The organism is Prochlorococcus marinus XMU1405 (assembly GCF_017696275.1).
GTDB lineage: Bacteria > Cyanobacteriota > Cyanobacteriia > PCC-6307 > Cyanobiaceae > Prochlorococcus_A > Prochlorococcus_A marinus_AB.
Genome location: NZ_JAAORF010000003.1, coordinates 635,893 through 653,514, shown reverse-complemented (window position 1 = coordinate 653,514; position 17,622 = coordinate 635,893). Strand labels below are relative to the sequence as shown.

Sequence of the window (17,622 nt, the reverse complement as noted above, 5' to 3'; positions counted from 1 at the left end):
ATTCTATGAATTAAAATTACTTAGTTTTTGAAGATTTAAGTAAGTGGAAAAATTTTATTATTTGTTGAATAAATTTATATTTTTTAAATAATGTATAAAGTATTTAACAAATTTAATTATTTTTCTTATACTTTTCAACAAATACACTTAATTTCTAATTGATTTCCACAGACAGATATTTTTTTGGATTTTAATATCCTAAGATTTTGGTTATATTTTTTAATGAAGGCTCAATATTTTTCCTAAAAACAGCATCATTGTTTTTGATGGCGCAATCAGGGTCTTTTAATCCATTTCCAGTAAGAACACAAACAATAGTTGATTCTTTCTGAATTCTATTTTTATTTTTAATCAGTCCAGCAACTGATGCTGCACTGGCAGGTTCACAAAATACTCCCTCTTTGGCAAGGATTTTATAAGCATTGACTATTTCTTCATCTGTAACTGACTGAAAGTCTCCTTTACTCTCTTTTTTTACTATTTTTGCTTTTTCTCTGTTTACAGGATTCCCAATTCTTATTGCAGTTGCAATTGTTTCTGGATCTTTAACTATAATATTTTTTACTAATGGAGCAGAACCTTCGGATTGAAAACCCATCATTATAGGTAATTTTAAATTTCTTTTTATTTTTGAATATTCTTTGAATCCCATCCAATAAGCAGTTATATTTCCTGCATTACCCATTGGAATGCAAAGCCAATCAGGAGCATGACCTAAGTCATCGACTATTTCAAAAGCTGCCGTCTTTTGTCCTTGTATTCGATATGGATTAACAGAATTAACTAGTTCTATAGGATGTTTTGAGGATAAATCTCTAACAATTTCAAGTGCTTTATCAAAGTTTCCATTAATAGATATTATCTCAGCACCATACATTAATGCTTGCGCAAGCTTTCCTTGTGCAACAAATCCTTCTGGGATTAAAACATAAGGTTTTAAACCCCCTCTCGAAGCATATGCAGCAGCAGCAGCAGAGGTGTTTCCTGTACTTGCACAAATAACGGCTTCACGTCCTTCTTCTTTTGCTTTGCTAATTGCCATAGTCATACCACGATCTTTAAAAGATCCTGTTGGATTAAGGCCATCATATTTTAAAAAAACTTTTGTTTTATTTCCAATTAAGTTACTAATTGACTCGCTTAAAATTAGTGGTGTGTTTCCTTCATTAAGGGAAATAATAGGAGTTTTCTTTGTAACTGGGAGATATTGTTTATAAGCTTCTATTAGACCTGGCCATCTTTTTTTTCTGTAATTAATACGCAGTTTATTTTTGATTTTATTTAATAACACCATGATTGTTTAATTTGTTTTGATTTTTTCTAGAGGGGAATTGGTGAAAAAGGTTAATAATTCTGAAATAGATTCTACTTTATTCATAACTTTGCTCAAAGCGCTGACATCTAAAACTACAGTTTTAGTTGGATATCCTTCAAAAAAATTTATTAGATTTATTTTTCCATTTCCTATGTTAATTCCTTGAATTACGCTTGCTCTAAGGGCTAACATGCCTGTTTTTTCATCAGTTGCTCTGGTTGGGTGGATAACAGATGAAAGTCTTGTTAAAAAAACATTTCCTATTTCAGAATATACTAGTCTACTTGCAATGGTAATAGGAACTTCAAAATCTTTATTTAAAACTGCTCTAATTTCTTTATCTGAAGACCCAGTTGCTTTTAAAATTCTTTTCAATTTTCTTGTGGATTTACCTTCTTTAGCAAAAGTTTTTAAAGAATTTATTTTAATTGTTCTAGAAAATATGCTGTAAGTAATTTTAATTTCTTCAGCAGAATGAGCTTTTGGAATATTAAAAAATATTGGGGAAATTACTAAAATAAAAAATATTTTAAATATTGAAAATTTGTTAATTTTCATTTAGATATTTGCACCAGCGGCAATCTTTACAAGTCTTACTACTCCTTTTTCAGTTATTTTTTTTGCAATTTTTATACCCATTTCTTTTGTATAGGGCTCATTTATAAGTCTTGGAACCCTTTTTAGAAAAATGTTAATCGAATATCCGGGTACTTTTTGTAAAATCTCTAAAAAGTTTCTCAATGGTTCTACATACATTATAAGGTCACTCAAGTTATTATTTTCATTAATAGTATTTAATTTTATTGATTGTGGAAGATAATTATTCAAACTTTTCAATATTTTTAGACTAAGTAAATCTATCTGATTTGTTAAACCTTCAACTATCTCATTTCTAAGAAAACCTCCATTTGGAGAAAAGAGAAGATTTATAACTTCGTCTAAAAGTTTTTCTAAATCAAGATTTGTTTGCTTTGCAGCGTTAGAAAGTAGATCTTCTAAACGGTCCCATTTAAATTTTTTATTATCAAAAAGCATTTCTTTAAGGCTTTCTCTTAATTGTGGATCAGGGTCTTCCATCAATCTTCTTGCAAAATATGGATAAGCAGCGCCTAATATTTTGAAGTTTGGATCTACGCTTAAAGCTATTCCTTCTAGTGTAAGTAATGACCTAATTATAAGTGCATAATATGGGGGTAGTCTGAAAGGGAATTTATACATAACACCAGACATATCGTCTGTAACGCTTTTAAAATCCATTTTCGAAACTCCTTCTTCAACTGCGTTAATGAAAATATCTTGAAATGCTGGAACAATGGGTTCTAGATTAACTTCCTTTGATAAAAATCCCAATTTTACGAAATCTTGAGACAATTTATCGAAGTTTTTATTTACTAAATGTACTACTGCTTGAATTAATCCTGATCTAGATTCTCTGGAAACCTCGCTCATCATTCCAAAATCTAAATAACATAATCTTCCATCTTCTAAGGCTAATAAATTACCTGGATGTGGGTCTGCATGAAAAAAACCATGCTCTAAAAGCTGTTCTAAACTGCATTGCACCCCTATATCAATCATTTCATCAGGATTGATTCCTAATTTTTTTACGTCTTCTAAATTTGTTAATTTTGTACCGTCTATCCATTCCATTGCTAAAACTCTTCTTGAAGTTATTTCTTTATAAATTTTTGGTACTGCAATCATTTTGTTATGTTTATGCATATCTCTAAATTTTTCTGCATTTGCAGCTTCATTTAGATAATCCATCTCTTCAAAAACTCTTTTGCCTAATTCATCAATTAGAGCAACTAGATCACTTCTTATTAATTTAATATTGTTTTTTAGCCAATAAGCAATATTTCTCACTATGTAAAGATCTAAGGTTATTTGTTCTCTCAAGCCTGGCCGTTGTACTTTTATTGCAACTATCTCTTCATTTTTTAATTTAGCTTTATGCACTTGACCTAAAGAAGCGGCAGAAATTGGCTCTTTGTCAATTTCTAAAAAAATCTCATCTATTTTGTGTCCTAAATCTTCTTCTATTAATTCCATAGCTTTACCGCCATCAAACCCAGGGAGTTGATCTTGTAATTCAGATAATTCTTCTAGAAGAATCCCTGGGATTATATCTGGCCTTGTTGATAAAGCTTGGCCTGCCTTAACAAATGCGGGCCCAAGTTCTACTAACAAATTTGTCAATTCTCGTGCTCTATATCTTGCTTGCTGTTCATTTTTTAATCTTCCAGTTAATTTATCCCATCCCACAGAGAAGATGTAAGCAAAAATAGGTATGAGTGTTTGCCAAAGTCTTTTTAAAAGTCTTTTAGGATTTTTTTTGTAAATTTTAGAAATTGTATCTGGATCGTAATTTAAGAGTCCAGATACCTCAATGAAATCAGTAAAATCTTCTTTCATAACTTTATATATTTAAAACCTTTATTTTTTTAAAAAAGAAGTTAATTTTTTTATATGGAAGATTTATCATGTTAGTTCAATTAAAAATAGAAAATATTGCATTAATAGAAATTATAGAAATTAATTTCGAAAAAGGTTTAAATATCATAACTGGGGATTCAGGTTCAGGAAAATCATTAATTTTGGATTCCCTAAATGCTTTATTTGGTGGAACTAATATACCTCTAAAACATTTAATACGTCTAGGAAAAGATTTTTGCGTTATTGAGGCGATATTTACTTCTTCTTTTCAAATTAATAATTGGTTAATTAGCAATGGTTTTGAAACAACTTCTTCAGAAATACAAATTAAAAGAAAATCTTATAAAAAAAATAATAAAATATTATCCAAATATAGCGTTAATGATTTACCAATTACTAGACAATCATTAGAAAAACTTGGAGGATTTTTAGTAGATTTTGCAGGTCAATCTAGCACTTTTATCTTTGATTCTTTAGATAATAGAAGACTAATTATTGATGACTTATGTTCTAAAAAATTTAGAGATACTAGCGAAAGGATTAAGAGTATATGGGGAGAAACTAAAGTTTTAAAAGGCTTAATGGATGAAAAAATAGAATTTTCTAGGAATCAAGAAGAAAAAAACTTGGCAATTAAACACATGTTGAAGAGTTTAGAAGAAGCTGATTTAAGTTCAAGTGAAGAAATTTTAGAACTAGAGTTATTAGAAAATAAACTTGTAAATAATCTTCAAATTAATAATTCAATTAAATCATCATTAGAAAATTTAAATAATTTTAGTCATGATGAACCGTCAGTAACTTCTTTTATAAATCAATCACTAAAGATTTTGAATAAAACAGCAGATTTCGATTTAAAGATTCAAAAATTTAGAGAGAAGTTATTAAATATTCATGCTGATGTTGAAGATTTAATTTTTGATTTAAAATCATATTTGCAAGAAATAGAAAATTATGAGTCTAAACTTCCAGATATACAAAAAAGATTATTCTTTTTAAAAAACTTAGAGAGAACTTTTTCATTGGATCTAACTCAATTAATTGAAAAGCGCGATCAATTAAAGACGTATTTTCAACAAAATGATCAAGGTAATGAGATTTGCAGTATTAAAGCTCAAATTGAGAATTTACAAAGTAATCTAAATTCTTTATTTGTTATTCAATCTACTGAAAGAAAAAAAACAGCTAAACAATTACAAAATTCAGTAATGTCAATTTTAAGAAATCTAGGTTTAGAAAATGCAAATTTTTCAATTCAATTTACTGAACGCAAACCTTCTGGTGATGGAATTGACGATATAAATTTTTTGTTTTCGGCTAATCCTGATCAGAAGCTTGCTCCATTATCAAATGTTATTTCTGGTGGAGAAATGTCAAGATTTTTATTAGCTATTAAATCTAGTATTTCTAAACAACCCAATACTTTCTTTTTAGATGAAATTGATAGTGGTTTAAGTGGTAAATCTCTATTTTCTTTGGTTGAGCTTATAAAAGAAATTTCTAAAAATCAACAAGTCTTATGTATTACACATCAGCCATTCCTAGCTGCTAGGGGATCAGCTCATTTCAAAGTAAATAAAAAAGTAATTAATGGAATAACTTATACTTCAATAGCAAAACTAACTACAAAAAATCAAAGAAAAAATGAACTAATAGAACTTATAGGTGGAGGTTCACGCGAAGTAAATGAATATGCTTCTAGACTTCTTGATCGCTTAGCTGCGTAAAATAGAAAAAATTCTACTATAATAACCTTTTTAAATCATAATTTAGATTTAAACATGGTTAATAAAGTTGATAGTGGTTTTGGAGAAGATAACTCAATAAATATTAGGGGAGCTCGTCAGCATAATTTAAAAAATATTGACCTTTCTCTACCTAGGAATAAATTTATAGTTTTTACAGGTGTGAGTGGAAGTGGTAAAAGTTCTCTGGCTTTTGATACTATTTTTGCCGAAGGTCAAAGAAGATATGTTGAGAGTCTTTCTGCATACGCAAGGCAATTTTTGGGTCAAGTAGATAAACCAGATGTTGACAATATTGAAGGTTTATCACCTGCTATCTCAATTGATCAAAAATCCACAAGTCATAATCCTCGATCAACAGTTGGAACAGTAACAGAAATACAAGATTATTTAAGATTATTGTTTGGTCGTGCTGGTGAGCCGCATTGTCACCACTGTGGGATTCCAATTGCGCCTCAAACAATTGATGAAATGGTTGATCAAATTCTTCTTTTACCAGAAGGAACAAGATACCAATTGTTGGCTCCTGTTGTGAGAGGTAAGAAAGGAACACATATAAAATTAATAAGCGGATTAGCTGCTGAAGGATTTGCTAGGGTAAGAATCAATGGAGAGGTAAGAGAACTTGCTGATAGTATTGAATTAGATAAAAATCAAATTCATAATATTGAGGTAGTAGTTGATAGATTAATTGCAAGAGAAGGAATACAAGAAAGATTAAATGATTCACTACAAACTTGTCTCAAAAGAGGCGATGGCTTAGCAATAGTAGAAGTTGTTCCAAAAAAAGGAGAAAATTTACCTTCTAATTTAGAGAGAGAAAAACTTTACTCAGAAAATTATGCATGTCCTGTACATGGCTCTATTGTTGAAGAACTTTCTCCTAGATTATTTTCTTTTAATAGCCCATATGGTGCCTGTCCAGATTGTCATGGGATTGGTTATTTAAAAAAATTTACTGCAGATAGAGTTATACCTGATAAAACATTGCCTGTTTATGCTGCAATAGCTCCTTGGAGTGAGAAAGATAATACTTATTACTTCTCTTTACTTTATTCTGTAGGACAAGCTTATGGTTTTGAATTAAAAACTCCTTGGAAAGATTTAAGTGATTTGCAAAAACAAGTCCTACTTTTGGGATCGGATAAACCAATATTAATTCAAGCTGATAGTCGTTTTAAAACTTCTAGTGGTTTTGAAAGACCTTTTGAAGGGATTTTACCAATATTAGAAAGGCAATTGAATGAAGCCAATGGAGAATCAGTTAAACAAAAATTAGAAAAGTATCTAGAATTAGTTCCCTGTAAGACATGTTCTGGAAAAAGATTAAGACCTGAGGCTTTGGCCGTTAAACTTGGTCCATATAACATTACTGACTTAACTTCTATAAGCGTTTCTGAAACCCTAAATCACGTAGAGCGAATCATGGGTTTAGGTAAGACAAAGAAAGAAAATATATCTTTATCAGAAAAACAAAAGCAGATAGGTGAATTGGTTTTAAAAGAGATTCGTTTACGTTTGAAGTTTTTAATTAATGTAGGTTTAGATTATTTGACTTTAGATAGACCAGCTATGACTCTGTCTGGTGGAGAGGCTCAGCGTATTAGATTGGCTACACAAATAGGTGCAGGTCTTACTGGGGTTTTATATGTATTAGATGAACCAAGTATTGGTTTGCATCAGAGAGATAATGACAGATTATTAGAAACATTAAAAAGCTTAAGAGACTTGGGAAATACTTTGGTTGTCGTTGAACATGATGAAGATACTATGAAATCCGCAGATTATTTAGTAGATATTGGTCCAGGGGCAGGTGTTTATGGTGGGGAAATTATTGCTAAGGGATCTTATCACGATGTCTTAAATTCTGAAAAGTCGTTAACTGGAGCTTATCTCAGTGGTAGGAAATCGATTCCTACTCCCAAAGAACGTAGATCATCTGTAAAAAAAAGTTTAATTTTAAATAATTGCTCTAAAAATAATTTAAAAAATATTTCTGTTGAATTTCCTTTAGGCAGATTAGTTTCTGTAACTGGCGTGAGTGGAAGTGGGAAGAGCACTTTGATAAATGAATTACTTCATCCTGCATTATGTCATTCTCTAGGATTAAAAGTCCCTTTTCCTCAAGGTGTTAAAGAGTTAAAGGGTATAAAGGCAATTGATAAAGTTATCGTTATTGATCAATCTCCAATAGGAAGAACTCCAAGATCAAATCCTGCTACATATACGGGTGCTTTTGATCCTATAAGGCAGATATTTACTGCCACAGTAGAAGCAAAAGCAAGAGGTTATCAGGCTGGTCAATTTAGTTTTAATGTGAAAGGAGGAAGATGCGAAGCTTGTAAAGGTCAGGGAGTCAATGTAATTGAAATGAATTTTTTACCTGATGTGTATGTTCAATGTGAAGTATGTAAAGGAGCTCGTTTTAATAGGGAAACTCTTCAGGTGAAATATAAAGGTTTCAATATATCTGATGTTTTAGAGATGACTGTTGAACAAGCAGCAGAAACTTTTTCTGCTATACCTCAAGCTGCTGATAGATTATCTACATTGGTTGATGTTGGCTTAGGATATGTCAAATTAGGCCAGCCAGCTCCTACATTATCTGGTGGTGAGGCTCAAAGAGTTAAGTTAGCCACGGAATTGTCAAAAAGGGCTACTGGAAAAACTTTATATTTGATAGATGAACCAACTACAGGGTTAAGTTTTTATGATGTTCATAAATTAATGGATGTGATTCAACGTTTGGTAGATAAAGGTAATTCAGTAATTGTTATTGAACATAATTTAGATGTTATTAGATGTTCAGATTGGATTATCGATTTAGGACCTGATGGAGGGGATAAAGGAGGAGAAATCATTGCAGAAGGTATTCCTGAGGATGTAGCTAAAAATCCTACAAGTCATACAGCAAAATATCTTAAAAAGGTTCTGAAATAAGAAAATCCTTGTTGTATTTCTTCTTATTTTACTTATTTCAGTAACACGAAATTCTGTTTTAAAGGGGCATAAAACTCCTCTATAACTGCTTTTTTGAAAACTTTCATATTGAAAAAATTTCAAATCATAATGCTTTCTTAATATTTCCTTAGAAAATTCAGCTTATTTGTATTAAAGGCCGTTTATCGGAGGATTTGCTGAATGAGGTTGAAATTTTTACATTTACATTTACATGGTCTTATACGTTCTAAAAATCTTGAGCTAGGCAGGGATGCAGATACAGGAGGGCAAACACAATACGTTTTAGAGTTAATTAAAAGCTTGGCTAATACTTCAGAAGTTGATCAAGTGGATTTAGTTACTCGTTTAATAAAAGACCCTAAAGTAGATGATGAATATTCTCAAGAAGAAGAATTTGTTGAACCTGGAGTTAGAATTTTAAGATTCAAATTTGGACCTAATAAATATTTAAGAAAGGAATTGCTTTGGCCTTATTTAGATCATTTAACTGAGAGATTAATTTCTTACTATAAAAAAAACAAAAAGCCTAATTTTATTCATGCTCATTATGCAGATGCTGGATATGTAGGCGTTAAACTAAGTAAATCCTTAAACGTTCCTCTTGTTTTTACAGGTCATTCTTTAGGAAGAGAAAAAAAAAGGAAATTGCTTGATACTGGTTTAAAAACTAACCAAATAGAAAAACTTTATTTTATAAGCAAAAGAATTGACGCAGAAGAAAAAGCATTGAACTCTGCAGATATTGTTGTTACAAGCACTAAACAAGAGTCAGTGTATCAATATTCACAATATTCTTCTTTTTCACCTCACAAAGCTAAAGTTATTCCTCCTGGTGTTGATCATAATAAATTTCACCATATTCACTCCACAAGCGAGACAGCCGAAATTGATAACATGATGAAACCTTTTCTAAAGGATTCTACAAAACCTCCATTTTTGACTATTTCTAGAGCTGTAAGAAGAAAAAATATTCCATCTTTGATTGAGGCATATGGAAGATCTGAAAAATTAAAAAGAAAAACTAATTTAATTTTGATTTTGGGTTGTAGAGATAGTACTTCAAAACTTGACCCTCAACAAAAAGATGTTTTCAATAATATTTTTGAAACAATTGATAAATATAATTTGTATGGAAAGGTAGCATATCCAAAGAAACATCTCCCAAGTCAGATACCTGCTTTGTATAGGTGGGCTGCTAGTAGAGGTGGTGTATTCGTAAATCCAGCTTTAACAGAGCCGTTTGGTTTAACGCTTCTTGAAGCTTCTTCATGTGGATTACCAATCATATCAACAAATGACGGAGGGCCAAAAGAAATTTGTTCAAAATGTGAGAATGGACTTCTAGTAGATGTTACTGATATTAATGAGTTGAAAGTTTTTCTTGAAAAAGGAATTTCTAATACTAATCAGTGGAAATTATGGAGTAGAAATGGAATTGAGGGTGTTAACAGGCACTTTAGTTGGAACACTCATGTACGAAATTATTTATCAATACTCACAGAAGAATTTTCAAGTTCAAATAGTTATTCTTCCTCTGAAATTAAACAAAGTTGTTTAAAAGGAAGTTCTTCACTTATAAAACCCCATTGATCAAATACTTTAGGATCAGGGTGAAGAATTAGTTGATTCTTATTAGTTTTCTTTAGTTTGAAACCTTTCTTAGATAGTTTTTTCATTAAGTTAGCAGTTTCTTCAAATCTTGATGCCATTGCATCAAGACTTGAGCAGTCACTTGTTAATCCATTATCTTTCCACGTAAAAAAACTCATAATAAATTTTCTAGAGAATGATTTTTAAAACTATACCTAAAATTACAAGTAAAATGTTGATTTTCCAAAAATTTTCAACTATTTTTTGTTCCTTAACTCCTTTAAGTTCAAAATGGTGGTGCAAAGGAGCCATTAAAAATATGCGTTTACCTCTATGAAATAACTTTTTTGTAATTTTAAAAAAACCTACTTGAATTATTACTGATAATGATTCAATAATAAATATTCCTGAGAATATCAATAAGGTAAAAACGCTATTAGTTAATAACGCTATAGAACCAAGAATTGCACCAATAGATAAAGATCCTGTGTCACCCATAAATATTTTTGCAGGATAATTATTGTATTTGAGAAATCCTAAGCATATGCCCGACATTGAATAACATAAAATACTAAAAACAAAAAGCTCTTGCTGTCCTTTCATCAATATTTCTGTTCCTAATCCAAAAAAGACAACCCCACTGCAACCAGCTGCTAATCCATCTAGCCCATCAGTTAAATTAACCGAATTACTTATGCCAACAAGTACTAAAAAAGAAATTGGCAATATAAAAATATTTACGTTTATTCCCCAAGAGTCAGATACTGTAATGAATGGATCTATTAAATTTTTTTTATAGGCTAAAAATATAAAAATTATTGAAATAATACTTTGAAGAGCAAATTTTTCTTTTGTTTTTAAACCTTTGTTCTCCTTTTTTTTAATGCTTAAATAATCATCTAAAAATCCTGTAATAAAGAAACCAAAAATAGTAAGTAATAAAAGAAATAATTTTAGAGAACCTAAATTGATGGTTATTATCAAAAGCAAAATTAAAAAAGGTATTATCATAAAAATCCCACCCATTGTTGGAGTATCACTTTTTTTAAAGTGATTAGCTGGACCTTCACTTCTAATATTTTGAAGTAAATTTAATTTTCTGATTATTTCTAGACCATTTTTTGTTGCACATAAAGAAATAAAAAAAAATGAAGTAAAGACTCCTATAAAAATAAAATTATTAAAAATATATGAAGTTACAACTAAAGCAAAAGTATTTAATATTAATAACGATTTAAAGTTAAAAGTTTTAATCTTCCCAATCATCTTCTGAAGGTTCTTCTTCAGTTTTATAATCTTCTTTTTCGCCCATAAGTGCTGAAAGTTCTTCTTCTTCTATTGTACTAATTTCTTGTGAATCTCCTTCTTTTTCAGTAACAAGTCTTCCTGAATTTTCAAGCCAAGATAGAAGATCAGGTTCATCTCTTAATGGCAATACAGGAGCTGGATCATCTCTGTGGTAGCAAGTTAAAGCAGGGTTGACCTCAGAAATATCGTCTAATCTAATTTTTAGTTTATTTGAATCCATTAATTGTTATGTTCTACATATAAGATAATACATAATAATGGGGACGAAAAACTTTGTTTGATAAAGGAAATTTAAAATACTTTTTTATTTGGCTAATTTCATTGTTGCTGTCAGGATTATTTAAACTTATAGGATACTTTAATCCCAATGTTTTAATTATTAATAATTTTCTTATCTTATTACTAGTTTTTGGTCCAGCTCTTTTAGTTACAATAATATTAGTTTTGAATAAGTTTTCAAATTCTTAATTACGGCAAAAAATAAAAATTTATGGAGAAAATTTAAATGAAGCAGACAAAAAAAGTTGTACTTGCTTATTCTGGCGGCGTTGATACTAGCGTTTGTATTCCATATCTGAAGAATGAATATGGGATTTCAGAAGTTGTTACTTTTGTGGCAGATCTTGGACAAGGCGAAGATTTAGAACTTATTAGGCAAAAAGCTTTAAATTCTGGTGCATCCCAATCAATCGTTGGCAATTTAATTGATAGTTTTGTCGAGAGATTTGCTTTTCCAGCTATTAGAGCAAACGCATTATATTTAGATAAATATCCTCTATCTACAGCTCTTGCAAGACCTTTAATTGCTGAAAATCTAGTAAATATTGCACGAGAGATTAATGCTGATGCAGTGGCTCATGGATGTACTGGTAAAGGGAATGATCAAGTTCGATTTGATTTAGCAATAAATGCTTTGGGACCTGATTTGAAAATAATTACTCCTGCAAGGGAGTGGAATATGAGTAGGGAAGAGGCAATATTGTATGGAGAAAAATTTGGTATTCCTGCACCAGTATCAAAAAAATCACCATATTCAATTGATGTGAACTTGCTTGGTAGGAGTATTGAAGCGGGTCTATTAGAAGACCCAATGCAAGAACCACCTGAAGATATATTTGCCATTACATCATCAATTAATAATTCACCTGATTTCCATCAAGATATAGAAATTGTTTTTAAAAATGGGTTTCCAGTTGCAATTAATGATGAATTTTTAACTCCAGTTGAGATTATTCAAAAAGCTAATAATCTTGCAGGTGAACATGGTTTTGGAAGAATAGATATGATTGAAGATAGAGTAGTAGGAATCAAAAGTAGAGAGATTTATGAAACACCTGGACTCTTACTTTTAATCAAAGCTCACAGAGAGTTAGAAAGTATTACATTAAACCCCAATGTTATAGATTTTAAAGGGATAGTGGAAAAAAAATGGGGCCAATTGGTTTATCAAGGTTTTTGGTTTGGACCTCTTAAAGATAGTTTAGATGCTTTTATTTCATCAACTCAAACCTCAGTTAATGGAAGAGTAAAGATTAGACTTCATAAGGGAAACGCCATAATAATTGGAAGAATGTCTGAAAATAATTCACTTTACAGAGAGGATTTGGCAACTTATAGTCGTGATGATGGCTTTAAACATTCTTTAGCAGAGGGTTTTATTTATATGTGGGGTATGTCTAATAAAATTTGGGCCGAGTTAAATTCAAAGTCAAGTGATTAATATTTAATATTATTCATTTTCTTTAGTTTCAATATTATCTTTTCCCGAAGTTGAAGTATCTGCGCTTACTTTTGATTGTTCTTCCTTAGATTCAATTTTAGTTTCTGGATTTTCTTTATCATCTGCTTTAGTTGAACTCTTCGTAGAAGGTCTTGGAGTTGGCAAGGGCCCTTCTTGTTTAACGGTCATGTATCTAATAACATCTTCACTTAGTCTCATTGCTTTTTCGATTTTGAAAATATGTTGTCCATCTCCTTGATGACTTAGTTGGACGTAAATACCTTCTCTATGTTTTGCTATTTGATAGGCTAATCTTCTTTTACCCCTCATTTGACTATCGAGGATGGTACCGCCAAATTCTTCTAAAAGCTTATTGTATTTATCAATGTGTTTAGTTACTTCATCTTCCGCAATATCTGGGCGGAGGATATACATGGTTTCGTAATAAAATTGTTGATCGTTCATAGTTTCAGACAAGGTCTTTGGCTCATATTATTAATTTATGAGCGTCTGTTCATCTTTAACGATACATCATGATGTGCAGTTCCTTGAAAATTAGCATTATTTTAAAGATGATTTTTGAGTGCATCGTTCATAATATGAAAAGGTACTTCTAAGCCATTTGTCCAAAATGATAATGATTTCAATCCCTGAGCAACAAGCATTTGCAAACCATCGATAGTCATGCATCCTTTATTGGCGCTGAATTTTAATAGATGAGTCGGAGCAGGATTATAGATTAAATCATAAACAATAGTTTTTGAGTTAAGAGATCTCCAAAAATAATCTCCATATGGCAATACATTCGACTCATTATTAGCTGTTTTCATTCCTACTGGCGTTGTATTTACAACCAAATCTGCTTCTTCAATTGAATTTTGAGCTTGATTATCGTTACTTAAGAAGCCCTGAAGTTCAATTTGATTTTCAAATTTTTTTATTAATTCATCTAGTGATGATTTGTTACGTGCTATTACTGAAATTTTTGAAAGATTTAAATTTATTAAACCTTGAATAACAGATTTTGCTGCACCCCCAGAGCCAAGAACTATTGATTTTTTCTTTGCTAAGTTTAAATTTTTTAATGGATAAATAAATCCTTCTAAATCAGTATTAGTAGCGCTCCATTCATTTTCAGAATTTAATTTCAGGGTATTAATGGCTTTCAGTTTGCTTGCAATAGGCGAAATTTCACTACATAGGTTAAATACTTTTTCTTTATGGGGAATTGTAATATTTAAACCCTTGCAATTAATTTTTTTCAAAGAATTCAGAACCAATTCTAGATCTTCATCTTTGCAAGGTATAGCAATATAAATTAAATCTAGGCCTAAATATTGGAATGCAGCATTTTGCATAATCGGTGACAATGAGTGGCTTACTGGATTGCCGATTAATGCTATAAAAGATGTCTTACTTGAAATCATGTTTAGATTTTTTTTTTAAAATAATGATCTGTTCGGGAACCACACCCCATCTTTGAGTAACAATAATGACGTCAATGACCGATTATGGAGAATAACAAATATAAAGTGTTTACCCATGGGTAAGGTTGTAGGAATTGATTTAGGAACAACTAATAGTTGTGTTGCTGTAATGGAAGGTGGTAAACCTACTGTAATAGCAAATGCTGAGGGTTTCAGAACTACTCCATCAGTTGTTGCATATACAAAAAATCAAGATCAGCTTGTTGGACAAATAGCTAAGAGACAGGCTGTAATGAACCCTGAAAATACTTTTTATTCAGCAAAACGATTTGTTGGAAGAAGAGTTGATGAAGTTAATGAAGAATCCAAAGAAGTTAGTTATTCTGTTGAAAAATCTGGTTCTAGTGTCAAATTAAAATGCCCTATTTTGGATAAGCAGTTTTCTCCTGAAGAGGTAAGCTCTCAAGTTTTAAGAAAGTTAGCAGATGATGCGGGTAAATACCTTGGTGAAAAAATTACACAAGCTGTAATTACAGTTCCAGCTTATTTTAATGATTCACAAAGACAGGCTACTAAAGATGCTGGAAAGATTGCAGGTTTAGAAGTCCTTAGAATTGTTAATGAGCCAACCGCTGCAGCTTTAGCATATGGTTTAGATAAAGAAAATGAAAAAATTCTTGTTTTTGATTTAGGGGGAGGAACATTTGATGTCTCAGTTATTGAAGCAGGAGATGGAGTAACTGAAGTTCTATCTACTTCTGGAGACACACATCTAGGTGGTGATGATTTTGATAGATGTATTGTAGATCACTTAGCTAATACTTTTAAATCAAATGAGGGAATTGATCTCAGACAAGATAAGCAAGCTTTGCAAAGATTGACTGAAGCTGCAGAAAAAGCAAAAATAGAGCTCTCAAATGCTACGCAAAGTGAGATAAATTTACCTTTTATTACAGCCACGCCTGAAGGACCAAAACATTTAGATTTGAACCTTACTAGAGCAAAGTTCGAGGAACTAGCAGCTTCTTTAATTGATAGGTGTAAGACCCCAGTTGAGAGAGCTATAAGCGATGCAAAAATTTCTACTAGTGAAATTGATGAAGTTGTTATGGTCGGAGGCTCATCCAGAATACCTGCTGTTCTAGACTTAGTTAAAAAAATAATTGGTAAAGATCCAAATCAAACCGTTAATCCTGATGAGGTAGTAGCTGTTGGAGCTGCAATACAGGGAGGAGTTTTGGCAGGAGAGGTTAAAGATATATTGTTGCTTGACGTTACTCCACTTTCTCTAGGTGTAGAGACTCTAGGCGGAGTAATGACAAAAATGATAAATCGAAATACTACAGTACCTACAAAGAAATCTGAAACATATTCAACTGCTGTAGACGGTCAAACAAATGTTGAAATACATGTTTTACAGGGTGAAAGAGAAATGGCTTCTGATAACAAAAGCTTAGGAACCTTTAGATTGGATGGAATACCGTCAGCACCAAGAGGAGTTCCGCAAATTGAAGTTACATTTGATATTGATGCAAATGGAATTCTTAGTGTTACCGCTAAAGATAAAGGAAGTGGTAAAGAGCAAAGTATTTCTATTACTGGTGCTTCTACTCTTTCTGATAATGAAGTAGAAAAAATGGTAAAAGATGCTGAATCAAATGCATCTGCTGATAAAGAAAAAAGAGAAAAAATTGATTTAAAAAATCAAGCTGAAACTCTTGTCTACCAGACAGAAAAGCAACTTGGTGAGTTAGGAGACAAAATTGATGCTGCTGCAAAGTCTAAAGTTGAAGAAAAAAGTAATGCTTTAAAAGAAGCAACTTCAAAAGAAGATTATGAATCAATGAAAAAACTTCTTGAAGAACTCCAGCAAGAACTTTATGCAGTTGGTTCATCTGTTTATCAGCAACCAGGCAATCAGCCTCCATCAACTGGTGCAGCAGGCGGTCCTGATCAGAGTGATTCAAATGAAAAAGGTGGAGATGATGTAATTGATGCAGACTTTACTGAAACAAAAGATTAGTAAAGGTAATTTTTAATTTCATCAGCAACCCATTTAGAGCAAGCGGGAGCAAGTAAAATCCCATTTTTATAAAAACCTGTACATATAATTAGTCCATCTGCAAGATTTTTCATTATTGGTGAAGGTTCACCATCTGGTCTTGACCTAATTCCGTACCACTTTTTTGAAATTTTTCCTTTCTCCAGCCAATTTGGTTTTTTATCGAGAAAATTTGTGAGTTTTTCGAATGTATTTTTTTCTGGCTTAGTACTATATTCGTCAGTTGATCCAATAATTAGCTTATTTTTTGATTTTTGAATTATATTTTTACCATTTATATTGAATTGTTTTGGCAGCGATAACAAATCAACTTGTGGATCATTAATCTCAATTTCCATAGCTTGTCCTAAAACAGGCTTTAATTTGATGTTGTGAGATCGGCTATCTATTAAATCAATCGCTTTTAGTGAATTACACAAAATAACCATGTCAGATTTGATATTTTCATTATTCCTTGTTGTAGAAATCCATTGATTGTTTGATTTTCTTATTTTTATTATTTCTCCTTGTAAATAATTTACTTTTTTATTTTTTAGATATTTATCTAATGTTTGAAGTAATGATAAAGCATTTATTCTTCCATCTTTGAAGGAGATCATTCCTTTTATATTTTTTGTTTGGAAGGCTTTATTTATATTTTTGATTAATATTGAGTCTCTTTTTAAAATTAGTAAAGTTGGATCATTATTTTCATAAACAAATTTCTCTAATTTTTTAAACTTTTCTTCATTAGTAGTTAGTTGTATTAATGGTTTTTCGATATTTAATTCAGAATTAAATTTTTGTAAGAACGTAATCCATTGTGGCCATAATTCAATACTTTGTTTCCTGAGATCCCAGCTTCTACCCCTTCTTTTTTGATACATATTACCCATTAGCAAGCCTAAAGCTGCATTGCTACTATTTTGGAGTTGAGTTGGATCTATTATCGTTACCTGGAAACCTAATTCTGATAATTCTAAGGCGTTAAATTTTCCAATAATCCCTGATCCAATAATAACTATCTTTGCTTTTTGAAAATTTTCTTTTAAGCTTTTCATTGATATATTAGAAATACT

Annotated in this window: 14 protein-coding genes; 5 read left to right on the top strand and 9 right to left on the bottom strand. The window is 31.0% G+C overall.

Going from position 1 to position 17,622, the window contains the following annotated elements; genetic code table 11:
• Positions 1 to 190: 190 nt before the first annotated feature.
• From thrC to HA148_RS09525, 3 genes are read right to left on the bottom strand one after another with little or no spacing between them, the layout of a single operon-like run.
• Positions 191 to 1,294: a threonine synthase gene (thrC, locus tag HA148_RS09535; RefSeq protein ID WP_209132190.1), complete on the bottom strand. Its 1,104-nt coding sequence runs from the start codon at positions 1,292 to 1,294 to the stop codon at positions 191 to 193.
• A gap of 6 nt (positions 1,295 to 1,300) precedes the next feature.
• Complete coding sequence (locus tag HA148_RS09530) at positions 1,301 to 1,873, bottom strand: alpha/beta hydrolase (RefSeq protein ID WP_209132187.1); 573 nt, start codon at positions 1,871 to 1,873, stop codon at positions 1,301 to 1,303.
• A complete protein-coding gene (locus HA148_RS09525; RefSeq protein WP_209132185.1) occupies positions 1,874 to 3,730 on the bottom strand; it encodes an ABC1 kinase family protein in 1,857 nt (618 codons plus the stop codon). It abuts the gene before it with no gap.
• Between the two features lie 68 nt (positions 3,731 to 3,798).
• On the opposite strand from HA148_RS09525, the gene HA148_RS09520 reads away from it, so the two are divergent.
• The 3 genes from HA148_RS09520 to HA148_RS09510 all read left to right on the top strand — a co-directional run bounded on the left by HA148_RS09520 (position 3,799) and on the right by HA148_RS09510 (position 10,047).
• Complete coding sequence (locus HA148_RS09520) at positions 3,799 to 5,478, top strand: AAA family ATPase (RefSeq protein WP_209132183.1); 1,680 nt, start codon at positions 3,799 to 3,801, stop codon at positions 5,476 to 5,478.
• 54 nt (positions 5,479 to 5,532) lie between these two features.
• Positions 5,533 to 8,436 (top strand): excinuclease ABC subunit UvrA, encoded by a 2,904-nt coding sequence (uvrA, locus tag HA148_RS09515; RefSeq protein WP_209132181.1) that lies wholly within the window; start codon positions 5,533 to 5,535, stop codon positions 8,434 to 8,436.
• A 201-nt stretch (positions 8,437 to 8,637) separates the two neighbouring features.
• On the top strand, positions 8,638 to 10,047 hold the full coding sequence (locus HA148_RS09510) for a glycosyltransferase (protein WP_209132179.1): 1,410 nt from the start codon (positions 8,638 to 8,640) through the stop codon (positions 10,045 to 10,047).
• On the opposite strand, the gene HA148_RS09505 is transcribed toward HA148_RS09510, so the two are convergent.
• Genes HA148_RS09505 through HA148_RS09495 form a run of 3 tightly spaced genes read right to left on the bottom strand, consistent with a single transcriptional unit; the run spans position 9,981 to position 11,575 of the window.
• Positions 9,981 to 10,226 carry a hypothetical protein gene (locus HA148_RS09505; protein WP_209132177.1) on the bottom strand — a complete coding sequence of 82 codons (246 nt, stop codon included), beginning with the start codon at positions 10,224 to 10,226 and terminating at the stop codon, positions 9,981 to 9,983. The two genes, HA148_RS09510 and HA148_RS09505, sit on opposite strands and share 67 nt — an antisense overlap.
• Positions 10,227 to 10,236: 10 nt before the next feature.
• Positions 10,237 to 11,313: a phospho-N-acetylmuramoyl-pentapeptide-transferase gene (gene mraY / locus HA148_RS09500; RefSeq protein ID WP_209132175.1), complete on the bottom strand. Its 1,077-nt coding sequence runs from the start codon at positions 11,311 to 11,313 to the stop codon at positions 10,237 to 10,239.
• Complete coding sequence (locus HA148_RS09495; RefSeq protein WP_209132173.1) at positions 11,297 to 11,575, bottom strand: DUF3134 family protein; 279 nt, start codon at positions 11,573 to 11,575, stop codon at positions 11,297 to 11,299. Before HA148_RS09495 ends, mraY begins: the two co-directional genes overlap by 17 nt.
• Positions 11,576 to 11,860: 285 nt before the next feature.
• On the opposite strand from HA148_RS09495, the gene HA148_RS09490 reads away from it, so the two are divergent.
• On the top strand, positions 11,861 to 13,075 hold the full coding sequence (locus HA148_RS09490) for an argininosuccinate synthase (protein WP_209132171.1): 1,215 nt from the start codon (positions 11,861 to 11,863) through the stop codon (positions 13,073 to 13,075).
• Positions 13,076 to 13,084: 9 nt separating this feature from the next.
• Here the strand turns inward: HA148_RS09490 and rpsF are convergent, their stop codons facing one another.
• The gene (gene rpsF / locus HA148_RS09485; RefSeq protein ID WP_209132169.1) at positions 13,085 to 13,540 is read right to left on the bottom strand and encodes a 30S ribosomal protein S6; all 456 of its coding nucleotides are present in this window, start codon (positions 13,538 to 13,540) and stop codon (positions 13,085 to 13,087) included.
• A gap of 101 nt (positions 13,541 to 13,641) precedes the next feature.
• Positions 13,642 to 14,502 (bottom strand): shikimate dehydrogenase, encoded by an 861-nt coding sequence (locus HA148_RS09480; RefSeq protein ID WP_209132168.1) that lies wholly within the window; start codon positions 14,500 to 14,502, stop codon positions 13,642 to 13,644.
• A 115-nt stretch (positions 14,503 to 14,617) separates the two neighbouring features.
• Between HA148_RS09480 and dnaK the strand changes: the two genes are divergently transcribed.
• A complete protein-coding gene (dnaK, locus tag HA148_RS09475; protein WP_209132231.1) occupies positions 14,618 to 16,525 on the top strand; it encodes a molecular chaperone DnaK in 1,908 nt (635 codons plus the stop codon).
• On the opposite strand, the gene HA148_RS09470 is transcribed toward dnaK, so the two are convergent.
• The gene (locus HA148_RS09470) at positions 16,522 to 17,604 is read right to left on the bottom strand and encodes an NAD(P)/FAD-dependent oxidoreductase (RefSeq protein ID WP_209132167.1); all 1,083 of its coding nucleotides are present in this window, start codon (positions 17,602 to 17,604) and stop codon (positions 16,522 to 16,524) included. The two genes, dnaK and HA148_RS09470, sit on opposite strands and share 4 nt — an antisense overlap.
• Between the last annotated feature and the right edge of the window lie 18 nt (positions 17,605 to 17,622).